This window comes from Avibacterium volantium, from assembly GCF_049366555.1.
GTDB lineage: Bacteria > Pseudomonadota > Gammaproteobacteria > Enterobacterales > Pasteurellaceae > Avibacterium > Avibacterium volantium_A.
Genome location: NZ_JBMMGT010000040.1, coordinates 1 through 16,820 on the forward strand (window position 1 = coordinate 1; position 16,820 = coordinate 16,820).

General features: G+C 42.2%; 13 protein-coding genes, 3 tRNA genes and 1 pseudogene. 7 read left to right on the forward strand and 10 right to left on the reverse strand.

Annotation, left to right across the window (positions count from 1 at the left end; all coding sequences use genetic code 11):
* Window positions 1-75: 75 nt before the first annotated feature.
* The 5 genes from ACLS0A_RS10430 to wecA form a co-directional block, all read right to left on the reverse strand.
* A tRNA-Pro gene (locus ACLS0A_RS10430) sits at window positions 76-152 on the reverse strand.
* A gap of 8 nt (window positions 153-160) precedes the next feature.
* Window positions 161-236 (reverse strand) — tRNA-His (locus tag ACLS0A_RS10435).
* A 22-nt stretch (window positions 237-258) separates the two neighbouring features.
* Window positions 259-335, reverse strand: a tRNA-Arg gene (locus ACLS0A_RS10440).
* Between the two features lie 170 nt (window positions 336-505).
* On the reverse strand, window positions 506-1,318 hold the full coding sequence (locus tag ACLS0A_RS10445) for a Wzz/FepE/Etk N-terminal domain-containing protein (protein ID WP_416083433.1): 813 nt from the start codon (window positions 1,316-1,318) through the stop codon (window positions 506-508).
* 9 nt (window positions 1,319-1,327) lie between these two features.
* Complete coding sequence (wecA, locus tag ACLS0A_RS10450; RefSeq protein WP_416083432.1) at window positions 1,328-2,398, reverse strand: UDP-N-acetylglucosamine--undecaprenyl-phosphate N-acetylglucosaminephosphotransferase; 1,071 nt, start codon at window positions 2,396-2,398, stop codon at window positions 1,328-1,330.
* 159 nt (window positions 2,399-2,557) lie between these two features.
* Here wecA and hemL point away from each other — a divergent pair, with 159 nt between their 5' ends.
* Together hemL and ACLS0A_RS10460 are read left to right on the forward strand one after the other, a co-directional pair.
* Window positions 2,558-3,847: a glutamate-1-semialdehyde 2,1-aminomutase gene (gene hemL / locus ACLS0A_RS10455; protein ID WP_416083431.1), complete on the forward strand. Its 1,290-nt coding sequence runs from the start codon at window positions 2,558-2,560 to the stop codon at window positions 3,845-3,847.
* 28 nt (window positions 3,848-3,875) lie between these two features.
* Window positions 3,876-4,736, forward strand: a complete 861-nt coding sequence (locus ACLS0A_RS10460) for a DMT family transporter (protein ID WP_115249969.1) — start codon at window positions 3,876-3,878, stop codon at window positions 4,734-4,736.
* 52 nt (window positions 4,737-4,788) lie between these two features.
* On the opposite strand, the gene glnD is transcribed toward ACLS0A_RS10460, so the two are convergent.
* Together glnD and map are read right to left on the reverse strand one after the other, a co-directional pair.
* Complete coding sequence (gene glnD / locus ACLS0A_RS10465; RefSeq protein ID WP_416083430.1) at window positions 4,789-7,386, reverse strand: bifunctional uridylyltransferase/uridylyl-removing protein GlnD; 2,598 nt, start codon at window positions 7,384-7,386, stop codon at window positions 4,789-4,791.
* A 145-nt stretch (window positions 7,387-7,531) separates the two neighbouring features.
* The gene (map, locus tag ACLS0A_RS10470) at window positions 7,532-8,335 is read right to left on the reverse strand and encodes a type I methionyl aminopeptidase (RefSeq protein WP_416083429.1); all 804 of its coding nucleotides are present in this window, start codon (window positions 8,333-8,335) and stop codon (window positions 7,532-7,534) included.
* A 138-nt stretch (window positions 8,336-8,473) separates the two neighbouring features.
* Here map and erpA point away from each other — a divergent pair, with 138 nt between their 5' ends.
* Genes erpA through ACLS0A_RS10490 form a run of 4 tightly spaced genes read left to right on the forward strand, consistent with a single transcriptional unit; the run spans window position 8,474 to window position 12,392 of the window.
* Window positions 8,474-8,815, forward strand: coding sequence for an iron-sulfur cluster insertion protein ErpA (gene erpA / locus ACLS0A_RS10475; RefSeq protein WP_103854093.1), 342 nt, complete (start codon window positions 8,474-8,476; stop codon window positions 8,813-8,815).
* 13 nt (window positions 8,816-8,828) lie between these two features.
* Window positions 8,829-9,188 carry a YacL family protein gene (locus ACLS0A_RS10480; protein WP_103854092.1) on the forward strand — a complete coding sequence of 120 codons (360 nt, stop codon included), beginning with the start codon at window positions 8,829-8,831 and terminating at the stop codon, window positions 9,186-9,188.
* A gap of 33 nt (window positions 9,189-9,221) precedes the next feature.
* Entirely contained in the window at window positions 9,222-11,600 is a 2,379-nt protein-coding gene (mrcB, locus tag ACLS0A_RS10485; protein WP_416083428.1) for a penicillin-binding protein 1B, read from the forward strand.
* 30 nt (window positions 11,601-11,630) lie between these two features.
* Window positions 11,631-12,392, forward strand: coding sequence for a PIN domain-containing protein (locus ACLS0A_RS10490; protein ID WP_416083427.1), 762 nt, complete (start codon window positions 11,631-11,633; stop codon window positions 12,390-12,392).
* 32 nt (window positions 12,393-12,424) lie between these two features.
* On the opposite strand, the gene ACLS0A_RS10495 is transcribed toward ACLS0A_RS10490, so the two are convergent.
* Complete coding sequence (locus tag ACLS0A_RS10495; RefSeq protein WP_416083434.1) at window positions 12,425-13,960, reverse strand: peptide ABC transporter substrate-binding protein; 1,536 nt, start codon at window positions 13,958-13,960, stop codon at window positions 12,425-12,427.
* An 81-nt stretch (window positions 13,961-14,041) separates the two neighbouring features.
* Entirely contained in the window at window positions 14,042-14,404 is a 363-nt protein-coding gene (locus ACLS0A_RS10500; RefSeq protein ID WP_103855603.1) for a YbaN family protein, read from the reverse strand.
* Window positions 14,405-14,527: 123 nt separating this feature from the next.
* Between ACLS0A_RS10500 and prlC the strand changes: the two genes are divergently transcribed.
* Window positions 14,528-16,564 carry an oligopeptidase A gene (prlC, locus tag ACLS0A_RS10505; RefSeq protein ID WP_416083426.1) on the forward strand — a complete coding sequence of 679 codons (2,037 nt, stop codon included), beginning with the start codon at window positions 14,528-14,530 and terminating at the stop codon, window positions 16,562-16,564.
* 56 nt (window positions 16,565-16,620) lie between these two features.
* On the opposite strand, the pseudogene ACLS0A_RS10510 reads toward prlC, so the two are convergent.
* A pseudogene (locus ACLS0A_RS10510) lies at window positions 16,621-16,820 on the reverse strand (divalent metal cation transporter); the annotation flags it as partial.

Genomic DNA, 16,820 nt, shown 5'->3' on the forward strand with positions numbered 1-16,820 from the left:
TCTAAATCTTTTAAGTTTTTCCAGAATCAACAAGTGCCCACACAGATTGTCTGATTGATTGTTAAAGAGCAAAAGTGGTCGGCGAGATAGGATTTGAACCTACGACCCACTGGTCCCAAACCAGTTGCGCTACCAAGCTGCGCTACTCGCCGACAGGAATTGGGGTGGCTAATGGGACTTGAACCCACGACAACCGGAATCACAATCCGGGGCTCTACCAACTGAGCTATAGCCACCATTGTTGCATTGCATTGACTCTGGCGCGCTCGACAAGATTCGAACTTGCGACCTTTGGCTCCGGAGGCCAACGCTCTATCCAACTGAGCTACGAACGCGTTTTATATCTCACTGCGTCGTTGCGGGGCGTATATTAAGAGTTTCCAAATAGCTTGTCTAGTATTTTTTTTATTTTTTTTATCACAAGACAGTTTTTTGTTCAATTTGTTTATAAAACATAAAATACTTGTCTATCTTTTATAAAACTCTTAAAAATCCAACCGCTCTTCTATTCTTCCACGCTTTCTTTTTTAGTCTTTCTTGTGAATGTATTTGCTAGGAACATTCCAACAACTAACCCCAATCCTACCGCACACAACACCCAATATAACACAGAACGTTCAGGATTGAGTGGCTGAGTTGGGGATTTAAGGTAACGGTAAGCAGTCAAATTATTATCAAGGGGATTAACTGATTTCATCATATTCAATTTTCCTTGCCAATCTTGTGTACCAAGTGCGTTACCCTGCAAGGTTGCCCCTAACTTTAATTGGGCAGCACTATTTACCTGATTAAATAAATTTTTCCACTGCCCTATCAATTCATTATAAATTACCTCTCTTGCAGCAAGATTGCTTTGTGCTATAAATGCATTGAGCATTTCCAAGGCTTGCTTAGGATTGTCTAACTGTATAGAAAGCGTTTCAGCCTGTCCTTTAAGTGCGGTGGAAAATTTTACTGTTTTTACCAACTGCTCAAGCAACGCCTCATCATTTTGTGCATTCCCTGTTTCTCTTTGTTTATAGTAAGAGCTTTCTAGCCAAAATTGACGAATATTATCGTAAGCAGAAAGCTGACGTTTAAACTCATCATACACTTTATTTACTAACAATGTTTCAGGCTCGTTTTTACCTTGGATAAATTGATACATTGAAGCTAAGGCATAATAGTTGCCTAATTGATTTGTGGTTGGTTGATAGATCTTTGCTTCTGCTTTCCATTGTGGCTTTTGCAAGAAACTTGCGCCATACCCAGCTAAAGCAAAAATGATCGTTACTAAAATAATGATAAAAGATTTCTTTGCTGCATTTTGTGATTGCATTCTTTTCTCCTATTGTTGTGCTAAACGGCGATGGCGGCGTTTCATTCTTCTTACCCAACGGGTGATGCGCCACGCTCTGGCGATAGAAAAGACATAAATGAAAAATAACAGAATAAAGCCGACAAACATTATCCATTCATTGATGTAATACACTTCGCCTAAAATACCAAAACCTGCGCATAGCGCGGCGATAAAGGTGATTAATAAAAAGGCTTGGCGTGAGCTTAGCCCTGCGCGCACCATTAAATGGTGAATATGCAGCCTGTCTGGGCGGAATGGGCTTTTGCCTTTGCGTAAGCGGCGGTAAATAATGGCGATCATATCAATCACGGGAATGGCGATAATCCATAGTGCGGTGATTGGGTTCATTGGGTGACCTTTGCCCTGCGTGCTAAGTAGCAAGATCCAAATAATGGTAAAGCCGATCAACGTGCTGCCTGCATCACCCATAAACACTTTAAATCTTGTGCCAAAAGGAATACCAAGATTGAGCATTAAATAAGGCAAAATAGCGATGATTAAGGCGAAACTCCAATAGGCGAGATCCATTTGGTTATCCATTATCAGCAAGATGCCAATCGCACCAAACGCCACGCTGGATAAGCCGCCGAGCAAGCCGTCTATGCCGTCTATCATATTGAACGCGTTGATCACTGCGATGGTGGCGAACACCGTGATCATCAAGCCAATTGAGCCGAGCGTTAATTGGAACGGGCCTAAAATTTGTCCAAGATGATCAAGATAAATATTGCCCATATCGATCATTAAAATGGCGAGAAAGGCTTGGATTCCTGCGCGAATAAACGGGCTGATGTCAAAGCGATCGTCTAAAATACCAATGGCTAACAGCACAAAAATGCTGAAAAGATAGAGCGCTGGCAGCCGCATTTGATCCCATTCTAAAAAATAGAACACGCAGTTACCGATAAATAGCGAAATGCCCCCAATCAGAGGGATTGCCCCTTTATGGCGTTTGCGGTAATTTGGTTTATCCACTAAACCGATTTTTTGCGCAATCGGACGCATTGCGAATAAAGAGAGCAGTGCGCCGAGAAATGTGAGCAGAAAACTCAACAACATAATGAATAATTTCAGTAAAAAATGAGTGGCGAAAGCATACCATAAAGGCAAAAGTGCGCATAAATATTTTTATAAATTTTTGGGGCTGCTGATAGTTTTACAGTACAATAGCCCACAATTTTACTCAATTTTTCTCTTAAACAAGATAAAGGACAAACAATGAACCATTCAGAAAATTTCTTTTCCCAAGCGCAAAAAGTGATCCCTGGTGGAGTGAATTCCCCTGTTCGTGCGTTTAATGGGGTTGGCGGCACGCCAGTATTTATTGATCGCGCTGAGGGCGCTTATATTTTTGATGCAGACGGCAAGCAGTACATTGATTATGTGGGATCTTGGGGGCCGATGATTTTAGGCCACAACCACCCAGCCATTTTAAGTGCGGTGTTAAAAACCGCAGAAAAAGGCTTAAGCTTTGGTGCGCCTACGCCGTTAGAAATTGACTTGGCAGAGCTGGTTTGTCAGCTTGTGCCTTCGATCGAAATGGTGCGAATGGTGAGTTCGGGAACGGAAGCCACAATGTCTGCCATTCGTTTGGCGCGTGGTTATACCAAACGAGATAAAATCATCAAGTTTGAAGGCTGCTATCACGGCCATTCTGATAGTTTACTGGTAAAAGCAGGATCTGGCGCGCTAACCCTTGGTCAACCAAGCTCCCCCGGAGTGCCAGCAGATTTTGCTAAACACACCTTAACTTGCGAATACAACAATATTGATTCTGTTAAGCAAGCCTTTGAGCAATATCCTGATGACATTGCTTGTGTGATCATTGAGCCAGTGGCAGGCAATATGAATTGTATTCCACCAAAAGCTGGCTTTTTACAACAACTGCGCGAACTTTGTGATCAATATGGCGCATTGTTAATTATTGACGAAGTGATGACAGGCTTTCGTGTGGCATTAGGCGGTGCGCAACAATATTATGGTGTAGCCCCTGATTTAACCACCCTTGGTAAAGTGATCGGTGGTGGAATGCCCGTGGGCGCATTTGGCGGTAAAAAAGAAATTATGCAATATATCGCGCCAACGGGCCCTGTTTATCAGGCAGGAACGCTTTCAGGCAACCCAATCGCAATGGCGGCAGGGCTGGCTTGTTTAACCGAGCTGAAAAAAGCAGGCAATCAACAGCGTCTGGCTGAGCAAACAGAAAAATTAGCCCTTGGCTTAAAAGCACTCGCCGACAAACACGGCATTCCATTTGTGGTGAATTATGTGGGCGGAATGTTTGGTATTTTCTTCACCGATCAGCCTGAAGTCAGCACTTATCAGCAAGTGATGAAATGTGATGCGGAAAAATTCAAACAGTTTTTCCATAAAATGCTTGAACAAGGTGTGTATCTTGCGCCATCTGCTTATGAGGCGGGATTTATGTCTTTAGCGCATAGCGATGAAGATATTGAACGCACCTTACAAGCCGCCGATAAGGCTTTCGCTGAAATGAAAACGGCGTAACGAAAAATAGCCAAGAATAGGGGGGAAAGTGGAAAACGCGAACAAACAATATCAGCTGGCTTTGCTCAAAGTGCATAGCACCGCGGTGTTATTTGGTTTAACCGGCGTGCTAGGCGTGCTTATTGAAAGCAGCGCAGGCGTGTTGGTGCTAGGACGCGTTTTTATCGCACTGGCGGCACTTTCCCTGTTCTTCTTGTATAAGAAAACGCCCTTAACCAAACTTTCCCCACAAGGCATTTTGTTACAATTTGTGTTGGGGAGTTTGCTCACCGCCCATTGGGTTACCTTTTATATTGCGGTTAAAGTGGGCGGCGTGGCAGTAGGAACGCTCGGCTTTGCCAGTTTCCCCGCTTTTGTATGCTTATTTGAAATGCTGATTTTTAAAGTGCGGTTGAAATTGCGCGAGTTTTTCTTATTGCTCGCCATTACGCTTGGTTTAATCCTTGTTACGCCCGCTTTTGAATTTGGCAATCAATCCACACAAGGCCTGTTATGGGGCATTTTTTCAGGCGCCATTTACGGCTTGCTTGCGGTGCTAAACCGTAAAAATCGCGGCATACTTTCAGGCAGCCAAGCCAGCTGGTGGCAATATTTAGTGGGCGTTATCGTGCTTTTACCGTTTTATGCCAACGAATTACCGACAGTATCATTGCAAGATTGGTTTTGGATCGCCTGCATTGGCTTGCTATGTACCAGTCTTGCGTACACCCTGTTTGTTTCCAGCCTTGATGTACTCAGCGCCAGAACCGCCGCAATGATTATTTCCCTTGAACCCGTTTACGCCATTTTAATCGCGTGGCTGTGGCTCAATGAAGTCCCAACCCTCACAATGCTACTCGGTGGCGCAATCATCATCACCGCCGTAGCCTTAGAAAATTTGCGTAAATAATAAGCGAAAAAATAAGCAAAAAAGCACCGCTCTTTCAAAAAGCGGTGTTCTATTATATAGATGCTAAAATCTGCTGTTCTAACACTTCCCTTTCTTGCTCCGACAGCGCCTTGCCATCTCGATTAGTTAAAATAAAGAAATCTTCCGCTTTTTCGCCAATAGTTGTGATTTTAGCATTTTGAATGTTAAGCTGAAGTGCGGTGAAAATTTGGCTGATTTCTGCCAAAAGCCCTGCTTTATCTAAGGCGAATAGCTCCATTTCTGTGTGCGTGGTTTTGGCCAAATGCAAGAATCGCACTTCGGTTTTTACCCGAAATGGCTTAAGTTGATGATTTTTCATCGTGCTGACTTTGGCGATTTTGTTTGCGCTCAAGGCTTTTTGCAGGGCGTGTTCTAGCTCACGGCGGCGATCAAATTTGGCAAGCGAACCATCTAATTCAGTTACAATAAAACTATCGAACACCTTGCCGTCTTCCGCCGTGAGAATTTGCGCATCGTGAATGCTGAAACATTTCGCGCCAATGGTACTCACCACTTTATGGAACAAGTTGGCTTGATCTTCACAATGAATAAACACTTCCGTGCCACCTGAAGAAAAACGATTACTAATTTTTACCACATTTTGCCCTGCACTTTGCTTGCGGCTTTCGGCGATTAGTCCAGTGTGCCAGCAAATTTGCTGTGGATTGTTGCGTAAAAAATAATCTTGTGGGAAAGTCTGCCATAATTGTTCAATCGCGTCTTGCGCAAGATCGGACTGGGCTTTTTGTAATAAAGCCAAAGCCTGATTTTTATGCTGTGCAATTTTATCTTGATTATCCAACAAGCTGGCCATTCCTAAATTAAATTGTGCCGTGGTGGATTGATAAAGCCTTGTTAATAAAGAACGTTTCCAGCTATTCCAAAGGGTTTCGTTGGTGGCACAAATATCTGCCACGGTTAAACAAGTGAGCAAATCAAGGCGTTGCTGAGTTTTCACTTCTTCGGCAAAGGCAAGAACGATATTGGGATCGTCAATATCGCGCCGTTGTGCCGTAACGGACATCAATAAATGCTGCGCCACAAGCCATTGCATTAATTCACTCTCTTGGCTCGAAAAGCCGTGTAGCCGAGCAAAATCCGCCATATCTTGCGCACCAAGTTCAGCGTGATCACCGCCGCGCCCTTTGGCAATATCGTGGAATAATCCAGCAAGATAAAGCAAAGTGCGCTGTGGTAATTGGGCAAAAATGGCATAACAAATCGGGTGCGCTGTTTGGCTTTTTGGCTGAGTAAAACTTTCTAATTTTTGCATTACGCGCAAGCTATGTTCATCAACCGTATAGCTATGAAATAAATCAAATTGCATCAGCCCCTCAATATGCTGCCATTGCGGTAAATAGATGCGTAACACGCCGTATTGGTGCATTGGCAAAAAAGCCCGTTGCACGCAATGAGGCTGTTCAAATAAGCGTAAAAACTTTGCTCTACCTTGCGTATTGTCGCTTAAATAGCCCTGAAATGTTTCAATCGTGCGGATTAATTGGCGTAACGTGCTGGAATGAATTTCCGCCGTTGGATATTGCGTAAGATAGAAAAACAAATCGAGCATACTGTCAGGCTGCTGATGAAAACAGTCTTTCTGCGTTAAGCAAATGGCGTTATTGGCAAGGTGAAAATGGTTATCCAACGAAAAACAAGTTTGCTGACTTGGTTTATCAATAAAATGTTCCCGATAATGCTTGGTTAAAATGTGGGTGAGCGTGGCAATGGTTTGTAAGGCTTGGAAAAAAGCTTTCATCATTTTTTCCACTGCTTGGTTGCCCTCCCCTTGATAGCCGAGCAATTCGCTCACTTTCACTTGGCGATCAAACAACAATCGGTTGTCGTAACGCGTTAAAATTAAATGTAAAGCGAACCGCACTTTAAACAGAAACTGTTGTTTTTCTTGTAATAAATCGTATTCTTCAGGATAAATAAAGCCAGTTTGCAAAATATCTTGCAAGTTTTTTGCCCCCGTGTGGCGCAGGGCAAGCCAATATAACAAATGCAGATCGCGCAAACCACCAGGGCTGTATTTTATGTCAGGTTCAAGGTTATAACTGGTATTGTGGTAGCGTTGATAGCGCGCATTTTTTTCGGCGATTTTGGCTTGATAAAAATCCGCCAGACGCCAAAAATCAGGTTGCATTAAAAGTGCGGTGAGTTTTTCAAATAATTTTTCATTACCGCATAAATAACGGCTTTCAAGCAAATTGGTGGCGATAGAAATATCTTCTCGCCCAGCTTGTTCGCATTCTGCCAAGGTGCGAACGGAATGTCCCACTTCAAAACCGCAATCCCATAGAAATTGCACAAATTCACGGATTTGTTGTTGAATTTCTTCGCGAGGTTGTGATTGCGCTAAAATCAAGAAATCCAAGTCAGACAATGGAAACATTTCCCCACGCCCATAACCGCCCACCGCAATCAGGCTAAGATCCTGATGTTGATCCAGCCTAAAATGCGCCCAAAGATGTCGCAATAAATCGTCATAAAATTGTGTACGATTTTCCAGTAATTGATAGACGGAAGATTGCTGGAACTGAGCCAACTCAAAGTTTTTTAGTTGCTCTTTTTGCTGTTTGACGGATTGAATACTGAGTGGGGTTGTGGGCGAGTAGGTAAACATTTGGGATTGTTCCTTTGGGGCTATTCAGGTTTGTTATAGATAAAGTGCGGTGGAAAATTTGATAATTTTTTACCGCACTTTGAGTTATCTCCACTTTATCTCCACTAGGAAATTCCCCTCTTTGAAAAAGAGGGGTTAGGGGAGATTATACATTCACCATAAAACGCTGAATACGTCCTGCTTTTTCCTCTTCTTCGCGGATTGTTAACACTTCACAGCCATCGGCGGTAACCACAATTTGATGCTCAAATTGTGCGGAATGACTGCGATCTTTGGTTTTTACCGTCCAACCATCGCCCATTAAACGCACTTCACGTTTGCCCGCGTTGATCATCGGCTCAATGGTGAACACCATTCCTTCTTTCAGGATTACACCGCCGTCATCACCGTCATAATGTAGCACTTGTGGATCGTTGTGAAATTCCGTGCCGATACCGTGTCCGCAATATTCACGCACCACGCTAAAGCCTTGCGATTCCGCATATTTTTGGATTGCTTTGCCGATTTCTCTTAAGCGAATACCCGGTTTGATCGTGCGTAAACCGATATATAGGGCTTCTTGGGTGGCGTCCACTAATTTTTTGCTGCGAATACTTGGTTCGCCAACGATAAACATTTTGGAATTATCGCCGTAGTAGCCATCTTTGATCACGGTAACATCAATGTTCACAATATCACCGTTTTTTAGCTGTTTTCCTTCACTTGGAATGCCGTGGCACACCACTTCGTTAATGGAAATACAAGTAGCTTTTGGGAAGCCGTGATAGCCTAAGCAAGCGGGGATCACTTTTTGTTGTTCCACCATATACTCGTGGCAAATGCGATCTAATTCCCCTGTGGTAACGCCTGCTTTCACATAGGGTTCAATCATTACTAACACGTCTGAAGCCAATTTGCAGGCTTCGCGCAGTTTTTCGATTTCTTGTTCTGTTCTAATTGGAATTGCCATAACTTCTCCTTGACAAAAATTTTGTGCGCTATTTTACCACCTTTACGTGGAAAAATCCTTGATAAATTCTTGAATGGTTTACTTGGTTATTAGATAATAGCCAACTTACAATTTACAAGGATAGAAGCGAGATAAATGATGACAGATATGGCAATCCCTTTAACCTTTACCGATGCGGCTGCTAATAAAGTAAAAGCCTTGATCACAGAAGAAGAAAATAGCGAGCTTAAATTACGCGTTTATATCACAGGCGGCGGTTGTAGCGGTTTCCAATATGGCTTTACTTTTGATGAAAAAGTAAACGAGGGCGATCTCACCATTGAGAATTCTGGTGTGCAGTTAGTGATTGATCCAATGAGTTTGCAATATTTAATTGGCGGCACGGTGGATTATACCGAAGGGCTGGAAGGCTCGCGTTTTGTGGTAAATAACCCTAACGCCACAACCACTTGTGGTTGCGGTTCATCTTTCAGCATCTAACCCAATTCGCAAAATGGATTATCAATTTTTTGCCCAAGGCGGACAAATTTCAGCCAAGTGTTCAATGGGACACGAAGCCTTGGCAAATTGGCTTAATACAGAAGTGCGGTCAAATTCTCAGCTAATTTCCACCGCACTTTCTCTTATCAATCAAGCACGCCAAGCGCCAATGCAGGATTTTAAATTGCTCGGTGCAGAATACAGCGTATTTATCAGCGCAGATGAAGTGATGGTGCGTGCGAATAATCTTTCTATTGATGAACAGCAAGAACTTGAACAAGATTTCCATTATTATGATGAAGAAAGTTTAGCTTTTTGTGGTTTGGAAGATTTTGAGCAGTTTTTACAATCTTATTTATCCTTTAATCGCTAAGGTTCGGGCCAGATAACTAGGTATAACAGAGCAATGTCAGAAAGTAACTCAACGCCAGAAACACAACCAACGGCTGAAACAAATAAAACGGGCAAGCCCTCACGCAAAAAGCGTTTGCGTAATTTTTTGCTAAAAGTTGCGTTTGTCGTGGTGTGTTACATCATTTTTTACGGCATTTATTTAGACGGGCAAATTCGTTCCAAAATGGACGGCCAAATCTGGCAGTTGCCAGCGGAAGTGTATAGCCGTATTGAATCCATTCGTTTAAGCGATGATCTTAGCCTTGAACAAGTGAAGCAACGCCTGCTCGAAAATGATTATCGCCAAACCACAATGGTGGCTGCACCAGGGGATTTCAAAATTGAAGATAACACCATTGTTTTGTTGCGTGGTGCTTTTCCATTTCCTGTTCAACCTGAAGCACAGCGTGTTTTTCGCTTACGCTTTAAAGACAATAAATTAGCGGTGATTGAAGATTTGGTGAATGTGAAAGCCATTGATGAATTTCCGCTTGCACCAAAATTAATCGCAATGTTGCAATCAGAAAAAGAAGAGCGCTTAACCCTTTCTTTGCAAAATTACCCAAGATTATTGATTGATACCTTACTTTTAACCGAAGATCGCCGTTTTTACGAACACGAAGGCATAAGCCCTTTAGGCATTGCAAGGGCAATGGTGGCAAACTTTCAAGCTGGCCATCGTGTGCAGGGCGGAAGTACCTTAACTCAGCAGTTGGTTAAAAATCTTTTCCTTTCTAACGAACGCACCTTTACAAGAAAAATCAACGAAGCCTTGATGGCGTTGATTTTAGATTGGCGTTATGACAAAAACCGCATTTTAGAAACCTATCTCAACGAAATTTATCTCGGGCAAAACGGCAACACGCAAATTCACGGTTTTGAATTAGCGAGCCATTTTTATTTTGGCCGCTCAATTCGTGAAATTAATTTGGATCAAATCGCCTTATTGGTGGGAATGGTGAAAGGCCCTTCGCTGTATAATCCTTGGCGCAATCCTGAAAACGCCCTTGAACGCCGTAATGTGGTGTTGCGTTTATTGCTTGAACACAAAGTGATTGGGCAAGAACTTTATGATATGTTGAGCAAACGCCCTCTTGGCGTACAAAAACGTGGGCAAATTAACCGTAAATATCCTGCCTTTATTCAAACCTTACAGGCAGAACTTCGCCAGCAGTTAGGCGAAAATCACGCAAGTAGTTTATCTGGCACACGCATTTTTTCTACCTTGGATATTAAACAGCAGCACTATGCAGAACAAGCGGTGATTAATGCGGTTTCTGAATTGCAGTTAAAATATAAAAATCCTTATTTAGAATCAGCAATGATCGTGGCAGATTATCGCAATGGTGAGATCAAAGCCATTGTGGGCGGTCTGCAAACCAACTATGCGGGCTTTAACCGTGCGTTAAATGCTAGACGACAAATTGGCTCATTAGTAAAACCTTCAATTTATTTGACCGCACTTACTGAACCGAGCGAATTTCGTTTAAATACGCCAATTCAAAATCAGCCGATTACCATTCGCACCAAAGGCAGCCCACCTTGGCAGCCGCGCAACTATGATCGCCGTTATAGTGGATCAGTGATGCTAATGGACGCGCTCGCTCGCTCATTAAACATTCCAACGGTGAATATCGGAATGAAAGTGGGCCTAAGCAAAGTGATTGAAACCCAAAAAGCGATGGGCTGGGATAAAGTGAAAATTCCAAAAGTGCCAGCAATGTTGCTAGGATCTTATTCGATCTCTCCTTATGAAGTAACGAAATTGTTCCAAACCATTGCAAACCAAGGGGGAAATATTCCTCTTGCCACCATTGATAGCATTACTAATCAGCAAGGGGAACTTATTTATCAGCGTCCAATGCAACCAGAACAAGTTGTGCCAGCGCAAGCCGCTTATGAAACCCTTTTTGCAATGCAGCAAACGGTAGAACGCGGTACGGCACGCAGTTTGCAAAATCAATTTGCTCATTTACGTCTAGCGGGTAAAACCGGGACGACAAACTCTGCGCGCGATACTTGGTTTGTGGGGATTGACGGTGAAAATGTGGCCACCGTTTGGCTTGGCCGTGATGACAATGGAGAAACGCGATTAACAGGCGCAACAGGCGCATTGCAGGTGTATAAAAACTACTTGCAACGCACGCAGGCGAAAACCTTACGCCCATCAACCCCAGCAGGCATTAAATGGGTCGGCATTAATAGCTATGGCGGTTGGGATTGCAGTAGCGCACGGCAAATCCCAGTGTGGGCAGAGCGTAACCAATCTTTCTGCTCCGCATCAAGAGAAGCCGCACCAGAACCGAAACGACAAAGCCTATGGGACGTGTTAAAACCCTCAACTTTAGGTGCTCAGCCCGCTCCAGTGGAAGAGGCTATGCCTGCAAATTAAAAATATTCTTAGGTTTTATAAGATAATGCAATGAAACTAATCTTTATTGACTATGAAAATGTCCAACCTAAAACATTAGACTATTTATCACCGAATGATCATTTTATTGTGCTTTGTATTGGTGAAAACCAAAAACTCTTGCCTGTTATGCTGATTAAATCTTTGATGATGTTCGGACAAAATTGCCGTATTATTGAATGCCCAAAAGCTGGAAAAAATGCGTTAGATTTTATTATTGTTGATGAAATGGCGCGTATTACCACAGAATTTCAATTTGATTCTCTTTATATTATTTCCAAAGATAAGGGCTTTGATTCTATTATTCATTACTATCTTACAAAAGAGCGGATCAAACAAGCTGAGCGATTAGATAGCATAGATCATATTCCCCAAGCCAATCAGCATTCAATAGATAATAGACAAACTAAAAATATGACTGTATTTGCCTCAAAAATACAGGAGCAAATTGATAAAATAAACAAAATCTCTCCGAAAAGTTTACCAAGTAAACCTCAAAGTCAATTTAATTGGGTGAACTCTTTATTAAAAGCAGAGAATCTGGCAGAAAAAGATGTTAAATCCCTAATAAAAATGGTGGATTTTTCTCCTGCTCAACCAACAAAATTAAAAAGCTATGTTGATCGTGCCAAAGCAAAATTAAATAGCTTCGAAAAAAGGCATCACCCTAATAAGTTAGAAACACAAACAAATTGGCTCAAGAGCTTTTTTAGGGATGATGGCTTAAATGCCTCACAAATTAGTGAAATTAGACAAATTATTTTTTCAAAATAATTTTAAAACCTCATAAAAATTATTGGGGCTATTTATCTCAAATCCTTACTATAAATCACATTAGTCGGATTTTGTTTATCAATGCCTTGTAAGTTGGGGCTAAAATAAATTGGGGTGGTGTACTGAAAAACGGGTAAAACCACATTATCTTGCTGCAATAATTGGCTAATTTGCTGATAAAGTGCGGTGCGTTTTTGCGTAGAAATTGGCTGTAAACTTTGCTCTAGCAACGTGTCCACTTTTTCATTATGGTAACCCGCTTTATTATCTGGGCTTTTAGAATAAAAATTCATCAAAAATGCAGAAGGATCGTTGTAATCAGCACACCAGCCTGAACGAATAATTTGGAAATCCCCTTTGGCGCGTTTTTCCAATAAGGTTTGCCAAGGCACGGGATCAGCTTGAATATGAATGAGATCTGATTGCGACCACATTTGCACTAAACGTTGTCCGATGGTGTGATTAAAGCCTTCTTGATCAAAGGTTAAGCGCAACACCAGTGGGGATTTTTCGGTGATACCATTTTGCTGTAAAAGCTGTTCCACTAGTACGGGCGACCACGCATTTTCAGGTTCGCCTTGCATTGATTGGGGCAGAAAATGATTGCTAGCAAGACGCGCTTGCTGTTCGCCACGCACTAAATTTCGTGCAGAAGCGAGAAAAACTAAGGATTTTCGCACCGCACTTTTGGCTAGCCTTGGATCGTTAAAATTAAATTCATAGTAATAAGTACAAAGTTTTGGCAAATAGGTGACTTGCGCATTGCTTTGTTTGGGATTGGCAACAATATCAATGCCCGTTAAGTCTTGATTTGGCTTGAGTTTTTTATAATCAACCAAGGAAAAGGCGACCTTCTCTGCTTGCCAATAGTAAGGATTTTGCTCTAGGTGAATTTCATCACCTTGCTGATCTTTCACATAATACGCGCCATTGCTCACAAAGCCTTGCTGTTCGCCAAAATACCGCGGTAATAAGACTGGGTGCGCCAACATTGCGGGCAAATGGGGCGTTGCTTTTTCTAAGCGGATTTGTAATTGTTGTGGGGATAAGGCTTGCACGCCGAGCTGTTCCGCATCGGCTTGACCTTGCAGAACTTCCACGGCCTGCTGAAGATTAATAAAGGCTAAGTATTCTTTTAGCGGGCTATTTGATGTGGCTAATTTTCGCCAGCTTTGCACAAAATCATCAGCGGTTACAGGCAAGCCATTTGACCATTTTGCTGATTCACGCAAGGTGAATGTCCACACCTTGTTATCTTTCGTTTGCCAGCTCTGCGCAACGGCAGGGATCACATTGCCGTGCGGATCGTAAATCACCAAGCCTTCTAAAATATCACGCAAAAAATTTGCTTGTTCATCATTCTGCAATTTTTCTGGAGAGATCACTAAATCGCCATAAACACCGCGCACTAAGTGGGGGATACGCACTTCAGGCTCAGTGGTAGGCATTTGTGTTGGTGCGGAATTAGGGATCGCAACCTGTTTTGGTTGATCGCAACTGGTTAAGAAAAAAATTGCACAAAAAAGCACCGCACTTGGCAAAATAGTAGGAAGTTTAAATGATGGCATTGGCTTAAAGGCTGATGTAAAAATAGGGGCATTATACAAAAACGCCCCTTGATTACCAATTATTCTTTCCGTTCGCGCGCATTATTCTTTCAGGGTTTTAATCCAAAAGAAGAACACCCAATAATGAATCAACAAGCCAAGCAAAATCGCCGCTTTGCCAAACATAGTCGGCGTGAAATAAAAGCCGATGGCCAGCATTGTGGTGGATAAAATAAGAATACGGATTTTGGTTTTTAAGGTTAAAGCCCGTTGTTCGCTAAAAGATTGCAGATGTTTTTTGTACAGCTCCGTTTGAATAATCCAGTTATGCAAGCGTTCAGAACCTTGCGCAAAGCAAAACACGGTGAGCAACAAAAAAGGCGTGGTCGGCAGTAGGGGCAAAAATGCACCAATAATGCCAAGCGCCAGTGAAATAAATCCTAAAATGATGTAAATTGCTTTCATTTTTCTTTCCAAATAAAAATTATTCTCAATTATCCATATTTTTTTAGATTTCTCAACCTTGATATTATAAAATCTTGCCTTATTTGTTAGCTTAATACTTTCTTTTAAAAGCAAGGAGCTTTTATGTCAAATCCATTGTTAAGCGAAACTCTCTTACCGCAGTTTTCGCAAATTAAACCTGAACATATTCAACCTGCAATTAGTCAATTAATTCAAGAAAATCGAGATACCGTAGAACAGGTTTTAAAACAACCGCACTTAACTTGGCTGAATTTTATTGAACCGCTTACTGAAAGTGGCGATCGCTTAAGCAAAGCGTGGTCGCCTGTGAGCCACTTAAATGCGGTGAAAAATAGCCCTGAATTACGTGAAGCCCATCAAGCTTGCTTGCCATTGCTTTCTGAATATAGCACTTGGTTAGGGCAACACGAAGGCTTATACCAAGCCTATTTACAGCTTAAAAATAGCCAAGAATATGAAACCTACAGCGTGGCACAGAAGAAAGCTATTGATAATGCGTTGCGCGATTTCAAATTGTCTGGTATTTCGCTTCCACCAAAAAAACAAAAACGTTATGGTGAAATCGTGGCGCGTTTATCCGAATTAAGCTCACAATTTAGCAATAATGTGCTAGATGCCACAATGGGCTGGGATAAGGTGATCACGGATAAAAATGAATTAGCAGGCTTACCAGAAAGTGCCTTGCAAGCGGCAAAACAATCTGCGGAAAGCAAAGGGCTAACGGGCTATCGCTTCACCCTTGAGTTTCCAAGCTATTTGCCGGTGATGACCTATTGTGAAAATCGCGATTTGCGAGAAGAAATGTATCGTGCCTTCGTTACTCGTGCTTCAGAACAAGGGCCAAACGCGGGCAAATGGGATAATTCTGCCATAATGCAAGAGATCTTAACTTTGCGCGTTGAGTTGGCGAAATTGCTTGATTTTGAGCATTACACCGAACTTTCTCTTGCCACTAAAATGGCTGAAAATCCGCAACAAGTGTTGGATTTCCTCGATAATTTGGCAAGCCGTTCCAAAGCACAAGGACAACAAGAATTAGCGGAATTAGAAGCGTTTTGTAAAACGCACTTTAATATTACCGCACTTGAGCCTTGGGATATTGCGTTTTACAGCGAAAAACAAAAACAACATTTATACGCCATTAATGATGAAGAACTTCGCCCTTATTTCCCAGAAGATCGCGTACTTTCAGGCTTATTTGAGCTAATCAAGCGCCTATTTAATATGCGCGCCGTGGAACGTTTTGATGTGGATACTTGGCATAAAGATGTGCGTTTCTTTGATTTGATTGATAGCCAAGATCAAGTGCGCGGTAGTTTTTATTTAGACTTATACGCCCGTGAAAATAAACGTGGCGGTGCGTGGATGGACGACTGTGTTGGTCGCCGCCGTAAGGCCGATGGCACAATTCAACAACCAGTGGCTTATCTCACTTGTAACTTTAACGCACCAGTGGGTGATAAACCCGCATTATTCACTCACGATGAAGTCACCACCTTATTCCACGAGTTTGGACACGGCATTCATCATATGCTCACACAAATTGATGTCGCAGATGTGGCTGGCATTAATGGCGTGCCTTGGGACGCGGTAGAATTACCAAGCCAATTCTTAGAAAACTGGTGTTGGGAAGAAGATGCGCTTGCCTTTATTTCAGGGCATTATGAAACTGGCGAACCGCTACCAAAAGAAAAATTGCAACAGTTGCTTAAAGCGAAAAACTTCCAAGCAGCAATGTTCGTGTTACGTCAGCTTGAATTTGGGTTATTTGATTTCCGTTTGCATCATTATTTTGATGCGAACCAACCCAACCAAATTTTAGACACCTTAAAACAGGTAAAAGATGACGTTGCCGTCATCAAAGGTGTGGATTGGGCAAGAAATCCGCATAGCTTTAGCCATATTTTTGCCGGCGGTTATGCAGCGGGCTATTACAGCTATTTATGGGCGGAAGTGCTATCGGCAGATGCGTTCTCGCGTTTTGAGGAAGAAGGCATTTTCAACCCTGTAACCGGGCAATCTTTCCTTGATGAAATTCTTACCCGTGGCGGTTCAGAAGAGCCAATGGCGTTGTTCAAACGCTTCCGCGGCAGAGAACCGCAATTAGATGCTTTGTTAAGACACAAAGGCATTGCATAAAATTCTGCGAAAAAAAGACCGCACTTTAAAAGTGCGGCTTTTTTTATCAATATTTTTTAGTTTATCCAACCAAAATGTGAAGCAATAAATAACAATGTGAAACCAGCAAGGTAAACCAATCCGACTAAAGATAACCATAATAGGAAACCTCTTACACGATGTTCACCTTTCATCACCAACGATAGGTTCAACCACGCAAATACAGGAGTTGAAACAAAAGAACCTATCATTGCCAATTTTAACATTGGTCCTACGG